Origin of the sequence: Methanobrevibacter sp. (assembly GCF_045586545.1) — an archaeon.
Taxonomy (GTDB): Archaea; Methanobacteriota; Methanobacteria; order Methanobacteriales; family Methanobacteriaceae; genus Methanocatella.
The window spans coordinates 1-15,930 of the sequence record NZ_JAZNAN010000007.1 but is presented as its reverse complement, the minus strand read 5'-3'; the positions used below and the strand labels follow the sequence as shown (position 1 = coordinate 15,930).

The window sequence follows — 15,930 nt, the reverse complement described above, 5'->3', positions numbered from 1 at the left end:
ACAATTATTCTCTTGTTTTAAGAAAAAACTTATTTTTAAAAAATTTTCATTTTTAAAAAATTTAATATAACTAAAATATAATAATAATTAATAGGAATCCGATTGGGAGTTTGTTTATGAAAGTTTTAATTATTACAGGTCATTTAGCATATCCTTTAATAAAGGAGGTAGTTGCTGGTTCAAAGGAAAATGTCATTGTACATGTTGCTGAAACTCAAGTGGCGGCATTTTTAACTCCTAAACAAATTATTAAAGAAGTTAATACACATTTTTCTGATCAGTTGGATGATATTGATTTGATTTTAGTTCCAGGTTTGATAAAAAAGGGAACCCGTGAAATAACAAAGGAGTTAGGAATACCAACTTTTAAAGGATCAACAGATGGCGCAGACCTTGCAATGGTCTTAAATTTAATTGAAAGCATTGAATTGTCTGAAGACAAGCCTGCGGATAAATTGATTGAAGAAGAAAAACGTAAAGAGGCATTCAAATTCATCGAAGAGTTTGAAAATGATGAAGAAAACATTAAAGAACTTCTTAAAAAACCAAATAACATATTGATTGGCAAACTTCCTGTTGGAGAAGATTTTCCTATGAGGGTATTGTCTGAAATTGCTAATGCCCCATTTTTATCTAAAGAAGCATTGATAAACAAATGCCAATATTTCGTTGATTCCGGTGCAGACATGATAGATATCGGAATGGCTGCCGGTGAAGACTTTTCAGATAAGATTCCTGAATTGATTGAAACATTACGACCAATTGCAGGTGATAGGCCATTAAGCATAGATACACTAAATCCCAAAGAAATTAAAGTTGCTGCAGAGAACGGAATTGATTTTGTATTGAGTCTGGATTTAGGTAATCAAAGTGAGGTTGCAGACATTTTAAAGGAAAAAGATATTCCTGCGGTTTTGCTTCCAACCAACTTTACTGAAGGGATTTCTCCTAAGACTCCTAAAGAAAGAGTTGAAGCAATGCATCAGTTAATCAAAGATACAGAAGGATTAAGATATGTTGCGGATTTGATTTTAGATCCAGTTAACAGCTCAAGCATTGTGGAATCCATTATAGCCTGTCATGAGTTTCATAAAGAAAATCCTGCTCCAATGTTTTTCGGTGTGGGAAATGTAACTGAGTTAATGGATGCAGATTCCGGGGGTGTTAATGTACTATTAGCGGGAATAGGTATGGAACTTGGTGTGAGCATATTGTTTACCCCTGAAGAAAGTGGAAAAACTAGAGGCAGCGTTTATGAGCTGGCTACCGCTTCTAAAATGATGTTTCTTGCAAAAAACAGAAAATCCATTCCAAAGGATTTGGGAATCAACTTGGTTGCCTTTAAGGATAAACATAAAAGAAATGACATTATTGTCAATGAATTGGATAGGGTTCCTGAAACCAGACAGACAAAACCTATGAAATTTATCAGGGATAAGGCAGGAAGTTTCAGAATCAATGTGGATTATGGCACTACTGTTGAAAATAGCAGAATTGTTGCAACTCATTTTAAGAAAAATAAGCCTGATTTGGTTATTGTAGGACATACTGCACAAGAAGTTTACGAAGAAATTGTTACAAAAGAACTGGTTACCAGAATGGAGCATGCTGCATATTTGGGTTCAGAATTGCAAAAAGCCGAAATTGCAATGCTAACTGGAAAAGATTATGTACAGGATTTTGAATTGTTTAAAAATCCGGATATGTTTAAAAAATAAGTGTATGGCATTGAATATTTAATTCAAGCCATTTTTTTAATTGTTTAGTTAAAATTCTTCACCGTCATAAGTTGCTTCAGATTGTCCGCCTTCACTACCTGATTCAGATGAACCACTGTCTGAACTACTTGATTGTGAGCCTGAATCTGAACTACTTGAGGAACTATCACTGCTACTAGAGCTACTACTGGAGCTACTACTGTAACTGCCACTATTAGAGCTACTACTGGAACTACTACTGTAACTGCCACTGCTGCTTCCACCAGAACTGGAAGGAATGTCGCTTGATCCGTAGCCGTCGCTTGGGTCTGTATCTTCAGTAGTAACATTCATTGTACTATTTGTCATATTTGTAGTATTAAGGGTCCCAATGTCATCTTCATTGTTGAAACTGAGTCCACTGGAAGTTACAAGTAATGCAATTCCTGCAGCTAATATAATTAGTATTATTAAAATTATTATAATCGCATTATCCCATTCCATAATGTACCTCCTAAATAAGATAATATAATTTATATTACTTATTATACTTAAATAGTTACATAACATTTATATTAATTTAGATTAAATTTTAATTTAGAATAAAATTTTGTGAAGGTTTTAAATTGCAAGTTGAAAACATTACTATTAAAGATATTGATAAAAGTCTTTTAGATGCCAATTATGTATCAAATAATGAGATATCCACAACATTATACTTATCATTTTTACTTGGAAAACCAATGCTTATTGAAGGCCCTCCAGGGATTGGAAAAACAGAGCTTGCTAAAGTAATTGCAAAGTCATTTGACAGGGACTTTTTCAGGATTCAGTGTTATGAAGGAATCACATTTGAGCAGATTGTAGGGGAATGGAATTATCAAAAACAATTGCTCCACCTTGAAGCGGCAAGACTTGAATCCAATAAGGAAGATAAGATTTTTGATGAAGAGTTTTTTATAAGAAGGCCTCTACTTAATGCTTTTTTAAATGAAAATGATTCAGTATTGCTAATTGATGAGATCGACAAGGCCGATGAGGAAGTTGAAAGTTTTCTGCTTCAGGCATTAGGTGAACAGGAAATCACAATCAATGATTTAGGTACTTTCCAGTTAAAAAATGATTTGATTGTTATTTTAACATCCAACTCACAAAGGTCTCTTTTGGATGAGACAAAAGACAGATGTCTATTTTTATACATACCATATCCTTCAATCGAGCGTGAAATCGAAATTGTAAAATCCAAAATACCTGAAGCGGATGATGAAGTCATTTCATATGTGGTAAAATTAGTCCATAACATACGCAATTTAAATCTAATGAAAAAACCTTCAGTAAGAGGTACTGTGGATTGGGTAAAATCAGTTTCCAATCTAGGTACTAAAAATCTCGATGAATCACTCGAAAACAGTATCGGAGTAGCCATTAAAACCGAAAGCGATAAGAAAAGGGTCATAAAAGACATTTTCAATAAAAGATAAAATGATTCCAAAAATTGCAACTCTATCAGCCAGGCTAAGGGAAAAAGGACTTCCTGTAAGTATAAGAAGCACTCAAGCGGCTGTTGAGATTTATATGGAGTTTGGAGAAACTGACAGGAATTTGCTTAAGACAGCTTTAATGGCAGTTTATGTCAAGGACAAATATGACATCCCTAATTTCAATAAGGTCTTTGATGAAATCTTCACTCTTCCGACTCCCGAAAAGCAAATGCCAAATGAAATAAGAAGCAATGCATACAGGGGCAAGGGGCCTAAGTCCAATAAATATATTATTAAAAAGCAACAGACAATGGGCAAGAGAATAAGGCAAGAAAAGATGAATAATGAACAGTTGAAAATGCTTTCAGGCCAACCCTTGCTTGATGAAGTCAAGCAGCTGGAACGTGATGGGGAGCTGATGAATAAGGATTTGACAAAATTGAACCGTTTTGACCCAAGAATGCTTGAAATCTGCCAAAGGTTAGGTAAAAGAATTGCAAATAAACGTTCAAGAAGAAAAATCCAGACACATTCTCACAAAATTGACATCAGAAGAACTATCAGAGCCAATTTAAAATATGGTGGTGTTCCTTTTGAACTTGTGAAATCAAAGCCAAGACCTCACAAAAATGAACATCTGTTCCTGAATGACATTAGTGGATCTTGCGAATGGATTAGTAGCTGGTTTTTCATGCTGATGTTTTCAGCCCAGACTGCCTTTAAAAAATCAAGAACTTTTGAATTTGACAATAAGGTAATCGAAACAACCGATGCACTAAAAGAGGAATATCTTATTGATTCTTTTGTAAGAGTTAAGGATTTACGTATTAAAAACATGATGGTTCATGGAACTTCTGACATGTATTCCGCATTCAAGCAGTTCATGAATGTGGCTAAAATAAACAATAAGTCTTATGTGATTATCTTATCTGACTGTAGAGATTGGGCAGGTCCAAAAGTAAATGGAATCCCTGCCAGTGTTGAACTCATTGAAGAAATGGTAAGGGAATCTAAAAAAGTCATAATTTTAAATCCTGAAGACAGAAATAAATGGGATGTTGTAGATAGTTGTGTTTCCTTATATCAGGATGCAGGAGCACAGGTTTTTGAAGTTAACACTTTAAATCAATTAGCCCACTTTGTAGAGCAGATGTAGGTAGTATAATATGCAATGTAGTAAATGTGGTAATCCTAAAGTTATTTATAAAAGAGAGCAATCCGGCCAGTTGCTGTGTAAGGATTGTTTTATCGAATCGATAGAAAAGAAAGCTATTAAAACAGTCAGAAAAGAAAAACTATTGGATAAAGGAGACAAGGTTTTGGTTGCACTTTCCGGCGGGAAGGATAGTGTAACAACTCTGGAAATATTAAATACTTTCCGTGAAATGAATGTCATTGATATTTGTGCAGTAACTGTTGATGAGGGCATTGCTAATTATCGTCAGGATGGAGTAGACATAGCTATCAGGCATGCCGAAAGATTAGGCATTGAACATAAGGTGGTTTCACTTAAAGATGACTATGGGATTACTCTGGATGAGATAATGCAGAGGCCGAATCACAAGGGATCCTGCACATATTGCGGAGTATTCAGAAGGACAATCATCAACAAGGCCGCCCGTGAAATGGGTGCAACCAAGATAGCTACCGGACATAATCTCGATGATGAGGTTCAGGCAATCATGATGAACTATCTAGAAGGCAACACCGATAACCTTACTAAATTGGGTGCAAAGACGGAATCTGAAGCAGAAGAATTCACTGTTAAAATCAAACCATTACGTGAAATTCCAGAACGTGAAATCGGATTGTATGTTGTTGCAAAAGAGCTTGAAGTTCACTTTGACAGCTGTCCTTATGCAATGCAGTCATTCAGAGGGGAAATTTCAGAAGTCATGAACCAATTGACCGAAAAACATCCTACAATCAAATACTCCACACTCAGAGGATATGATAAGATAAAGAGAATCTTAAAAGATGAATTTAAAAAGGATTATTCTCATGGAAGATGTGTGAGATGCGGTGAACCTTCATCAAATGAATTATGCAAAGCATGTTCCTTTTTAGAAGAATTGGGGTTGTAATATAATGTCATTTTTATTAAAATATAAAAACTTAGAAGAAACAAGAGATATTCCAAATGAAAATTACACAATTAAAGATTTGCTTGATGAATTGGAATTGTCCGCTCAGACTATGGTATCCAAACAGAACGGAGAACTTGTAATTGAAGATACCGTAATTGAAGATGGAGATGAAATTCAGCTAGTCCAAATAATTTATGGTGGTTAATCTTGAAGATAAGTTATGAATGCGGGCCTTGCTTTTTAAGACAGGCAAGAGAAGCTATGGATTTATCAACAGATGATGAACAGCTGAAAATGGAGATAATGGAAGATATCTTTAAATATTTAAGTACAAGATTTAAAGAGGACACCAACTCCAATAAGACAGGTTCAATGATGCATAAGTTAATCAAAGAAAAGACTGGATGCTATGATCCTTATTTTAAAGAAAAGATTGAAGGCAATGAAATTGCTTTGAAATATTTGCCTGACGTTAAAAGGATATTGGATAAGGATGACAGTTTAGAGAATTATGTTAAAATCGCCATTATTGGAAACATCCTGGATTTTGGAGCATTCACATTGGATGATGATATAGAAAGCGTCATTAAAGATTCGCTTGAAAAAGATTTGGTCATTAAGGACATAGAGGAATTTGAAAATTCTCTTAAGAGTAATGATAAAGTATTGTATTTAGTGGACAATACAGGCGAAATTGTCTTTGATAAGTTATTGCTGTCTAAAATCAGGGAATATGATTTGGACATTACAATTGCCGTAAAGTCAGAACCGATATTGAATGATGCCTGCATGGCTGAAGCACTGGATGCAGGACTTGACGAGTTTGGAGAGATTGTTGAAATCGGTTGCGGAACAGTTGGTTATGTGGATAGTGAAATTTCAGATGAATTCAGAGAAATCTTCAATAATCATAAGTTCATCATTTCAAAAGGAATGGGCAATTATGAAGGATTGACAGAAATTGATTTGTCAAGTAAGGAGATTTATTTCCTGTTATGTGCCAAATGCAACACCATATCAAGAGACATTGGCGTAAATTTACATGACATGCTTCTTTTCAAAAAATAGTTTTGGGTGCAGTTATGATAATCGGTTTTATCGGGTTTGGCAAGGTTTCAAAAAATCTATTGAATTTAATAAAATCAGATGACATTACATTCATCACGTCAGCTGAAGGAAGATCTTCCAAAACCATTGAAAATATTGAAAGGGCAGACATTGAAGTTCTAGATACTTTTAAAGAGGTTTCAATCAAATCAGATATTTTGATTTCTGCAAATTCTCCAAAAAACGCTTTGGAAATTGCAAAAAGATATGGCAAATTTGCAAAAGGGATTTATTTGGATTTGAATAATATATCTCCGGACACTACTCTAGAAATCAATAAGCATGTTGAAAATTTGGTTGATGGGGCAATCATCGGTAAAATCGATTCTGATAACCCGATATTGTACTTGTCCGGATTGAAATCAGATGAACTGCTGTTTTTAAATGAATTCATAGAAACTATAAAAATAAGTGACAATGTTGGGGATGTAGCTATCCTAAAATTGCTTAGAAGCACCTATACAAAATCATTGTCTGCGCTTCTAATAGAATCAGCGGACCTTGCAAAAAGTTATGGTTTGGAAGACGAATTCTTTGACATATTGTCATTAACTGAAGGTGATGATTTCAAAGAAAAATCCCTTTCAAGAATAAATAACACATTAAATAGTTCCAAGAGAAAATCAGAAGAATTGGAAGAAATAATTGATTATTTTGACAATCAAGAGTTGATAATGGTTAAAGCCGCATTAAAAAAACTTAACCAATAATTACTTTAACCTTAAATCCTTTTTTGGCCTTTTTTATATGTCCTGTAACCGGAATGAAATGGGAATCCATGATGTATCTGAGATAGGTCACTTCAACTGCCGGAAGCCTTAGATTTGTCTTGATTTTTTTGCCTTCACTTTTGAATTGAACTGATATTTTTCCATTCTTATCCACATACAAGTCAGTATCGATTCCTTCTTTTGTGATTTTTGTTTCAAATTTGGTCAGGTTCAATCCTGCTTCCAGGCTTAAAGGAGCATCAACATCAATGTTTTCACTTCTGAACTTATCATTGGCTTCACGAGCATCCAAATTGCTGCTTGCAACATACCATGCCCTGTCAATTACCCTTTGGACTTTCTGGTTATCTGGAATAACTCCCTGTGCCTCATAGCCTTTCATCAAGTCCATTACTTCTTTTTTTGTAACGTTCATTTCTATTGCGCTGATGGCTAATCTGGTCATTACCGGTCCGTAATCTGATCTTCTGAAAACGGCCCAAATGGATTCTGGGTCCCTATAAACCCTTCTTTTTATGATTTCATTTATTGTATTCCCATTGAGATAAGCTATTTTTTCAAGGTTTCCCCTAGAGTAGGTGTTCATTCGTTTGTAAATCTCACTCCAGTTCCTGTCGCCCGGAACCCTGCCGGCTTCAATTTCCCTTTCAAGAATCTCGACAGTAGTTTTTGGAAGCAGTTTTTTAACATCATCTGAAATAATCATGTCATTGTCCATTATTGATTGTCTGATTAGTCTGCCGGAGTATTTGTCCTTATTGTATTCTTTTACTACATGATAATTAAGTTTGGATCCTAAAAACTCATTTATTGCATACCATCGGATTTCATTTCTGTTGGTGTAGCTTTTAGGCATTCCAACGAAGTTTCCCTCATCGATAAACTTCTGAGCCTTTGACTTTATTTCCTCAAGTGTGATGCTTGCTGAGGTAATATAGTCTGTAACTCCATCATCAATCATCTGTTTAAGCCTGATGGGCACACTATAGGACAACACCAATCTGTGGTGAAGGCCTTCAAATGATTTGACTTCATCCGCTCCAAGAGCCAGCGCCATTTCACGGCGAGCTTCGAAATCTACAAAAAAAGGAGCATGGTTGGCACTGAATCCCTTATTCAGATAGACAACAACTTTTTTGTTTTCTTTATCCGCTAACTTGCGAGCTTCCTTAATTAATTTTTCATGACCCTTATGGACTGGGTCAAAATCCGCACTGATTCCAATCAATATTAACACCAAAAAAAGAAATTGGATAGATTATCTATCCATTAATTTTAAAATACCACTTATCACTAACCATATTCCGATTAATGTGCCAAGAATAATTGGATTTGCAAGATAAGTTCCAATGATTATGTATAAAACACCAAGAATGATTCCTATAATTCCGATATAGAATCCATATCTGGAGTTGCGGTTATTGATTAATGAAGCAACAGCAACAATAATCAACATTATTCCTGCAAGATATAGTGTGATTTCTGCTAAAAATCCGAGCAATGCCGGATTGAATATCAGACTAATACTCAATAGCAGCAATATAATTCCTAAAAACAGGTCAAGTATTGCTCCGCTGGTATTGTAATCTATTATTGTTACTCCAATAACAAGTAAATAGATAGACATTAATAATATTGATAACCCAATTAGGGAACTAACTCCAATTAGGCCCAATACTGGAAATATGATAATTATTAATCCAAGAAGTATAGCTAGTAAACTAACAAATTTGGTTTTCATTTTTTTCCTCCTATTATTAATTAATAGTTTTAATTATATCAATATAATGGGTTATGTTTAATCTCCACGGTTGAGTTATTCATTTCCGAATTGTTGACTTGAGCTAACCATTCGCTTTTGCATTCACAGTCATATTCAATTTTTTCCTGAGTCAAATTGTTGGCTATTATCATATGCTTTAAATCTTTATTACATTTTTTACAGTTGAATGGGCCTCGTCTTGAACCGAATCCAGATGTATCAAGAAGTGCAGGGATATCCAGCTCGTCACGAACAGTGTTGATGATTTCAACGCATGACCAAATCCATGGAGGCTGATATGCACCTTTTCTCCAAAACCTTTCAATAACGGTTCCGCTGTGTATTGTTGCAGGACAAAATGAAAGTCTATTGACGCCAATTGAGTTGCAGTATCTCGCTGTTTCAATCGCTTCAGATATTGCCTCTTTTTCAGATATTAAAATTGGCTTTACAAATATATAGGCTTTTGACTTTAGATTATAACCTTTAGTTTCTTTTAGATTTTGCATTAGTTTTACGGCATCTTCAAAATCATCTCTTGTGAAACCTTTATTGATTTTTTTAAGTCGAGTATAATCGTTTGATGTTTCAAGGCCGATGCTTACCTCGAATAATGTATCTCCAATGATTTCAAAGATTTCATCTAGGTATTCCTCTTTTACATATTCCGGCCTGGATTCTACAACGATTTCAGTGACGTTGCCTAAATTCATCAATGTTTTAAGAATTTCATCACGGGCCTCTTTTGGAAGTTCATAGGGATTTAAAAAGCTTCCTGATGCAAATAGTTTCACAGAAATCTTATCTTCTTCAGCTATTGGATGTCTGGCCAAATGTTCATTAAATATCCTCAAAATAATTTCGGTGTCTATCGGTTCCAGTGTGCAATCTGATACGTAACTGCACATTGTGCATCCGCCGCTATCTCCAAGAGCCCATGAACATCCGGGTGTAGGCAATATTATAAACAATGTTTTTGCAACGCCATCATAGGTCAAATCATCATTGTACCAACTTGCCCCAACCTGTTCTGGAGTTTTTGGATCTTTTCGCTCAAATGCCCTTTGCCTGATGTCTTTAGTTAATTTTTCAATTTCCATTATAATACCTGCAATAAAATAAATATAATATTATATTTTATTGATTTTGTTATAATTAAAAATTGTGCTAAAAATATTTGCTCCTTCAAAAACATATGATAGTATTGGGAAATTTTTTTATAATTTGATTTATAAATGTAAATTATAGTTGAGGTTTGTTAAGGTGGGGTTTGGTATTTTTGAGATTTAATTTTTTGTTTGTTTTGTTTTTTGTTTTATTAATTTGTTTGTTCCCGGTTTATGGTGAGGAGATTAGTAATGATAATTGTACGTTAGAAATGGATTGTGTTGATGGGGATTTTGATGTTTCTTGTGAAAATTTCACTGATGTTGTTGTATCAGAAGAGGTTCTTTCATCGGTGGAGGTTTCTTCTATAGAATGTGATGATTTCGTTAAAGTTTATGGGAATAGTACTAATTTTGTTGCTAGGTTTTATGATGGTAGTGGATTGGTATTGCAGAATACTGAAGTTTTTTTTTAATTTTGCAGGTGAGCAAAACAGTTATTATACTGATAATTATGGTCGTGTGAGTATTTCAGTTAATAATGAACCAGGTAAATATTATGTGGGTATTAGTAATCCTGTAAGTGGGGAGTATACAATTAAAAAGATTACAATTTTGCCTCAAATTGAAAGTCATGACCTTGTTAAGATGTATGGTAATTCTAGTTCTTTTATTGTGAGAATTTTGGGTTTAGATGCTTTGCCAGTTGGTGCAGGGCAAACGGTTAGGTTTATAATAAATGGTCCTTATGGTACTGCAACATATAATATTCAAACGGACAGTAACGGTTATGCTACAAGGACAATAGGATTGGTGCCGGGAAAGTATAATGTCACCACAACATATAATGGGCGTAGTGTTTTCAATACAATTAAAGTTTTATCACCTATTGAAAGTAGCAATCTTGTTAAGATGTACGGTAATTCAAGTTCTTTTGTTGTTAGGATTTTTGGTTTGAATGGTAATCCTGTTGGTGCTGGTGAGACTGTTACTTTTAAGATTACTGGTCCTTCTGGTACTGCGACATATAATATTCAAACTGACAATAATGGATATGCTACACGTACAATTGGATTAGTTCCTGCGGAGTATACTGTTAAAACTACTTATGGGGGAGTTTCGGTTTATAATAATATCACAGTATTGTCTCCAATTCTGAGTAATAATTTAGTAAAGTATTATAAAAATGATAGTTCTTTTGTTGTTAGGATTTTTGGTTTGAATGGTAATCCTGTTGGGGCTGGTGAGACTGTTACTTTTAAGATTACTGGTCCTTCTGGTACTGCGACATATAATATTCAGACGGATAGTGATGGTTATGCTACACGTACAATTGGTTTAGTGCCTAGTTCTTATACTGTTAAAACCACTTATGGGGGAATTACTGCTACAAATTCGATTACGGTATTATCTACAATTATCACTAGAAATTTAACTATGGCTTATAATGATGGAAATTATTTTAGTGCAATTATTTTAGATGGCAACGGTAATCCTTATCCTAATCAGAATTTAACATTTAAAATCAATTCTGTTACATATAATAGGGTTACAGATAATTATGGTTTAGCGATTAGAACCATTGGCTTGGCTAAAGGAACTTATAAGATTAAAACAACTTATAATGGACTTACTGCGTCCAATACAGTTGTTGTTGGCTCGTCTAGTCCTACACACAGAAATACGGTTATACAAAATGTAAATGTAGACACTAATCTAGTCAATCCTTGTAGTTTGACTGTTAGATTGAAGGATTCTAGTGGTAATTATTTATCAGAAAAATCTGTGTTAGTTAAATTTAGCAATAATGTATTTTTTAATAGGTTGACTGATAGTAATGGTTATGTTTATTTTAATGATTTAGTGCCGACGGGAACTTATAGTTGTAATATTTCGTTTTCAGGAGACACATATTATACTAAATCAAGTTCAGTTAAGAGTATTCACGTGAATAAAAGAGGGACTGTTTTAACTTATGGGAATATGGGTGGAGGAGTATTGGGTGATGAGATTTTTGATTTCAATTTAAAGGATACGCTTGGAAATAATTTGAATAATCAAAATCTCTTAATAACTATAGGTAATAGTCAATATCATCTAACAACAAATAAAGATGGTAATGCTCGTTTAGATGTTGGTTTAGAAAATGATGGGGAATATAATGTTAATATGTTGTATTCTGGAAATTCATATTACCAAAGTTCAAATAATTCTACACTCATTAATGTTAGTTCTAGGGGTTTTTCTTATAGTGTTCTTATTCCGAATTATGTAAATGTGACTAATCCTTATTGGACTATTTATGATAATAGTTATACACATAATTTTGTTGAGCAAACTGGATTGGGAGGTATAATTCGCATGCCTGTTGTTCGTGAATTATCATTTTCAGAGGGTAATGATTCATATAGTTATTATATTGGCCATACTACAGGTGAAGGCAGTATTAGTTACGGTGAAAGTGAGGAGATTGTTTTTGATGATGGAGTAGTGTATATTTCATCTGATTTAAGATTTACCAATGTTACTTATTCAGGTTTTATTAGGAGTGGTGTGAGTCAGATTAGTGCAGTTTACTCTCAGGTTAATGCTTTTGGTGAGGATTTATGGTTGTTAGTTAATGGTGAAGATAAATTGCATATTGGTTTTTCAAGTCCGTTATTGTGGAATGAGAATGGTATACGTTTTGGTTTTATGGGAAATCAACCAATACAGGTAAATAATGTGTTAAATCGCCAATATAATACTTTTAATAATTATAATAGTTTGGTTTTTGCTGATACTGGTGAAACTGTGAGTTATTCCAGTAATTTTATGAGTATTGTTAATTTGCCTTCAAAAGAGAGGGTTAGGTCTGTTTTTAATCTTGAGGATGATTGTATTGTTAAAGATGAGTGGTTGAATTTTGATAATAATATTCATGTTTGTGGTATTGATTTGGTTCAGAGTTATGCTGTTGCAGATTGTTTAGTTAATACAGGCATGGTGGAGTATTTACTTGATTTTAGTGATGGTATGATTTTGAATGCTTATGATTCGGGGTTTTCTAGTTTTTTGACTGCTTTGAGTTGTGTTTGGATGTTTGATGGGTCTGCTGTTCAAGTGGGTGATGTGTTTAATGTTAGTGTTTATCGTGGTGATTGTGCTGTGGTTATGAGTGGTGCGGATAGTGATTTTAATGCTTATGTTCATGCTTTGGATCCTGTTTTGGGTTTAGATTTTAGTGGCGGTAATGTTAATGATACTTATTTGTGTCGTGCGTTGTGTTCTTTATTGTTTGGGGATATTGAGTCTAAGGCTTTAGGTTTTAGTGATCGTTTAAGTAATTCTTCTTTAGATGTGATTTTTTCAGAAATTTTAAATGGTGGTAATTTCACAGTATTATATGAAAATGGAACTTTGATTATACAGTTAAGTGGTAATGGGAATTGTAGTTTTGTTTTTGATATGGATTCTGGTTTGGTTTATGACTGGTCATATTATGATAATTTCAGTTATAAAGGTGCAATATCTACTCAGTGTAATAGTAATTGTCCGTTTTTATTTTTGTCTACTGCTGTTTGGAAATTACACCAACAGGTGCGGTATAATGTGAATTTGCCGGATAATGATTTTCAGTATGAGCTTAGTGATAAGGATAAGAGGTTATTTACTGAAGCGGGTGCTGCTTTAGCTTTATCCAGTTCGACAGTACTTTTAGAATATTCAATCCCGCTTTTAGTTGTAGGGGCTGTATCGGCACCAGTAGTAGCACCATTTTTACTAGGAGTTGCATTAATTGTTGTTGCTTATGAGCTTAACTGTTATGCTAGTAATGGAAATAATGATGCTTTCGGCAATACGATTTATGGTTTTGTACAAGGTACATTTTTATAAAATTTGGGGAAATATTATGAATTATGATATTTTGAAGAGAATTGTCATTGTTGAGTGTTGTTTATTAATACCTACTTTTGGAGCACTTTATAGATTTTTATTAATTAATCATAATCTGATGGAATTTGAAGTTTTATCTGCTTTTCATGTTTTAGCTTTTTTCGGCATATTTCCTTGGATTTTTAAGGAATATATTGATAATGAATATGGGATTCTTTCAGAAATTCACATGTTTAGTACTTACCAATATCAAAGAGTTCTATTTTTGGTTTGGTTTATTGCATTAATGTATATAATCATTATTTGTTCTCATATGTTGGGATTTTTATCTAAAGGATTTCTTTGTTCAATATTTTTTGTTATTCCTGTGATTAGTTTGTTGTTTGGAACAGAAATTTATAATGATTCAAGTTGTATTGTGGATGATGAAATTTTGTTAGGTTATCCTCCTATTTATCCGGTTATTAGTTTAATTGTAGGCATTTTTGGTTTTAGTTTTATTTTAAATTCTAATTTCAATCATGCCTTTGTTTTGTTCATTACTCTGATTTTTCAGTTAATCTTGGTATTGCCACATGTAATAAATAGATTTGTCCCTTTTGAAATTAGAACAAAGAAAGGATGTTTGTATTTTTTAGTTTCTTGCATTGTTATTTATGCATTGCTGATTTTCTTATCTATCGGAGGAAACATGCTAAATTCTTCTGATTCAATCTTAAATCCTGAAAGAATTCTAAAAAATATTCTTGTATACTGTGGAGGAATGATACTAGTAATATTATTCTATAGACAAGCCAAACAGATGAACGAAAAGAAAAAATAGAAATCAAAAAAAATTTAGTTAAATCTTTTAAAAGAATTTTACAAAATGATTATAATTTAGAATGAGAAAAGCCATATAAGTTTTGAAAACAATTATTTGTTAATAAATTGTGTATAAACTTTTAAAAAAATAAAAAAAGAAAGAGTAAGCAAGTTTAGAAACTTGCAATTACGTCTCCTAATAATTTAATGGATTCTTCTACGTTTTTACCAACAGGGGAACCTGCTACGTATTGAGTTACACCCATTTCAGCTAAGCCTTCAATTTTTGGAATGAACTCATCAGGAGTACCACATACGGAAAATGCGTCGAGTGCTTCGTCGGTTACAGCACCAATAGCTCCACCGAAGTCACCTTTAGCTAAGAATGCACCCATTTGTTCGTTGAATCCTTCAGGTAATCCGTGTCTTTCGATAACTGGAGGTGGGGAACCTGCTGCAATAAATGCAACTACAATTTTAGCTGCGTTTTTAGCTGCGTCAGAGTCAGCACCAATAGAAGTTGCAGTGTATGCACCTACGTCAAATGCTTTGTCTCCACCAGCTGCTTCGATACCTTTTTTGATCATTGGCATAGCTGCTTCGTAGTCTTTAGGGTTGGAAGCGTTAATTAATACACCATCAGCGATTTCTCCAGCAGTTTCTAACATTTTAGGTCCTTGAGCACCCATGTAAATAGGGATGTGTTCTTGAACAGCTTTTGCTCCACCTAATGCTGCTCCGCCTTCGGTTTTGTCACCAGCTAATAAAGTATTAATGTCAGCGATTGCTGCTTTAATTGTGGAAACTGGTTTTTCCCATGCGATTCCTAAAGCATCGAAAGTTGCTTTGTCACCAGGACCGATACCGAAGGTTGCTCTTCCTTCTGAAATTTCGTCAATGGTTGCGATTGCGGAAGCAGAAATTGCAGGGCTTCTTACGTATGGGTTGGTTACACCAGGACCCATTTTAATGGTTTCAGTGTTTGCTGCAATTAATGCTAAGGTTTCGTATACGTTTTTGTTGTTGTAGTGGTCAGTGATCCATGCGTATTCAAAACCAACGTCTTCTGCTAATTTTACTAATTTTACTAATTCATCTAATGGTATTTGAGGTACGAATTCTATACCGAACTTCATATTTTATCACCAATAATATTTTAGGCTTGCAGTATATAAAGTAATTTTTATTTGAAACAGATAGAAAGTTTTAAATATAATCTATGTTTTCGACTTTTTCAGGTTATAATAAAAATAGCAGTATTAATAAAAATATTTTTTTT

Annotated in this window: 15 protein-coding genes; 10 read left to right on the top strand and 5 right to left on the bottom strand. The window is 33.8% G+C overall.

Annotated elements, in window-relative coordinates:
- Positions 1-116: 116 nt before the first annotated feature.
- Complete coding sequence (locus ACKI3D_RS00710) at positions 117-1,718, top strand: dihydropteroate synthase-like protein (RefSeq protein ID WP_407391372.1); 1,602 nt, start codon at positions 117-119, stop codon at positions 1,716-1,718.
- Between the two features lie 48 nt (positions 1,719-1,766).
- Here the strand turns inward: ACKI3D_RS00710 and ACKI3D_RS00705 are convergent, their stop codons facing one another.
- On the bottom strand, positions 1,767-2,201 hold the full coding sequence (locus ACKI3D_RS00705) for a hypothetical protein (RefSeq protein ID WP_407391370.1): 435 nt from the start codon (positions 2,199-2,201) through the stop codon (positions 1,767-1,769).
- Between the two features lie 122 nt (positions 2,202-2,323).
- Between ACKI3D_RS00705 and ACKI3D_RS00700 the strand changes: the two genes are divergently transcribed.
- From ACKI3D_RS00700 to ACKI3D_RS00675, 6 genes are read left to right on the top strand one after another with little or no spacing between them, the layout of a single operon-like run.
- Complete coding sequence (locus ACKI3D_RS00700; protein WP_407391368.1) at positions 2,324-3,178, top strand: AAA family ATPase; 855 nt, start codon at positions 2,324-2,326, stop codon at positions 3,176-3,178.
- 1 nt (position 3,179) lies between these two features.
- Positions 3,180-4,334, top strand: a complete 1,155-nt coding sequence (locus ACKI3D_RS00695) for a vWA domain-containing protein (RefSeq protein ID WP_407391366.1) — start codon at positions 3,180-3,182, stop codon at positions 4,332-4,334.
- Between the two features lie 10 nt (positions 4,335-4,344).
- Positions 4,345-5,262 (top strand): TIGR00269 family protein, encoded by a 918-nt coding sequence (locus ACKI3D_RS00690; protein WP_407391364.1) that lies wholly within the window; start codon positions 4,345-4,347, stop codon positions 5,260-5,262.
- Positions 5,263-5,266: 4 nt separating this feature from the next.
- The gene (locus ACKI3D_RS00685; RefSeq protein ID WP_407391362.1) at positions 5,267-5,470 is read left to right on the top strand and encodes a MoaD/ThiS family protein; all 204 of its coding nucleotides are present in this window, start codon (positions 5,267-5,269) and stop codon (positions 5,468-5,470) included.
- 2 nt (positions 5,471-5,472) lie between these two features.
- The gene (locus ACKI3D_RS00680; protein WP_407391360.1) at positions 5,473-6,333 is read left to right on the top strand and encodes a damage-control phosphatase ARMT1 family protein; all 861 of its coding nucleotides are present in this window, start codon (positions 5,473-5,475) and stop codon (positions 6,331-6,333) included.
- Positions 6,334-6,347: 14 nt separating this feature from the next.
- Positions 6,348-7,082, top strand: a complete 735-nt coding sequence (locus ACKI3D_RS00675) for an NAD(P)-dependent oxidoreductase (protein WP_407391358.1) — start codon at positions 6,348-6,350, stop codon at positions 7,080-7,082.
- On the opposite strand, the gene ACKI3D_RS00670 is transcribed toward ACKI3D_RS00675, so the two are convergent.
- The 3 genes from ACKI3D_RS00670 to ACKI3D_RS00660 are packed head-to-tail and all read right to left on the bottom strand — an operon-like array spanning position 7,072 to position 9,965.
- Positions 7,072-8,340, bottom strand: a complete 1,269-nt coding sequence (locus tag ACKI3D_RS00670; protein WP_407391374.1) for an adenylyltransferase/cytidyltransferase family protein — start codon at positions 8,338-8,340, stop codon at positions 7,072-7,074. The two genes, ACKI3D_RS00675 and ACKI3D_RS00670, sit on opposite strands and share 11 nt — an antisense overlap.
- Positions 8,341-8,361: 21 nt before the next feature.
- Positions 8,362-8,844, bottom strand: coding sequence for a DUF308 domain-containing protein (locus ACKI3D_RS00665; protein ID WP_407391356.1), 483 nt, complete (start codon positions 8,842-8,844; stop codon positions 8,362-8,364).
- A gap of 38 nt (positions 8,845-8,882) precedes the next feature.
- Positions 8,883-9,965, bottom strand: coding sequence for an archaeosine biosynthesis radical SAM protein RaSEA (locus ACKI3D_RS00660; protein ID WP_407391354.1), 1,083 nt, complete (start codon positions 9,963-9,965; stop codon positions 8,883-8,885).
- Positions 9,966-10,243: 278 nt separating this feature from the next.
- Between ACKI3D_RS00660 and ACKI3D_RS00655 the strand changes: the two genes are divergently transcribed.
- From ACKI3D_RS00655 to ACKI3D_RS00645, 3 genes are read left to right on the top strand one after another with little or no spacing between them, the layout of a single operon-like run.
- A complete protein-coding gene (locus ACKI3D_RS00655; protein ID WP_407391352.1) occupies positions 10,244-10,447 on the top strand; it encodes a hypothetical protein in 204 nt (67 codons plus the stop codon).
- Entirely contained in the window at positions 10,404-13,847 is a 3,444-nt protein-coding gene (locus tag ACKI3D_RS00650; RefSeq protein WP_407391350.1) for a hypothetical protein, read from the top strand. Before ACKI3D_RS00655 ends, ACKI3D_RS00650 begins: the two co-directional genes overlap by 44 nt.
- A gap of 16 nt (positions 13,848-13,863) precedes the next feature.
- The gene (locus ACKI3D_RS00645; protein WP_407391348.1) at positions 13,864-14,670 is read left to right on the top strand and encodes a hypothetical protein; all 807 of its coding nucleotides are present in this window, start codon (positions 13,864-13,866) and stop codon (positions 14,668-14,670) included.
- Between the two features lie 154 nt (positions 14,671-14,824).
- On the opposite strand, the gene mer is transcribed toward ACKI3D_RS00645, so the two are convergent.
- Entirely contained in the window at positions 14,825-15,787 is a 963-nt protein-coding gene (mer, locus tag ACKI3D_RS00640; RefSeq protein WP_407391346.1) for a 5,10-methylenetetrahydromethanopterin reductase, read from the bottom strand.
- Positions 15,788-15,930: the final 143 nt, after the last annotated feature.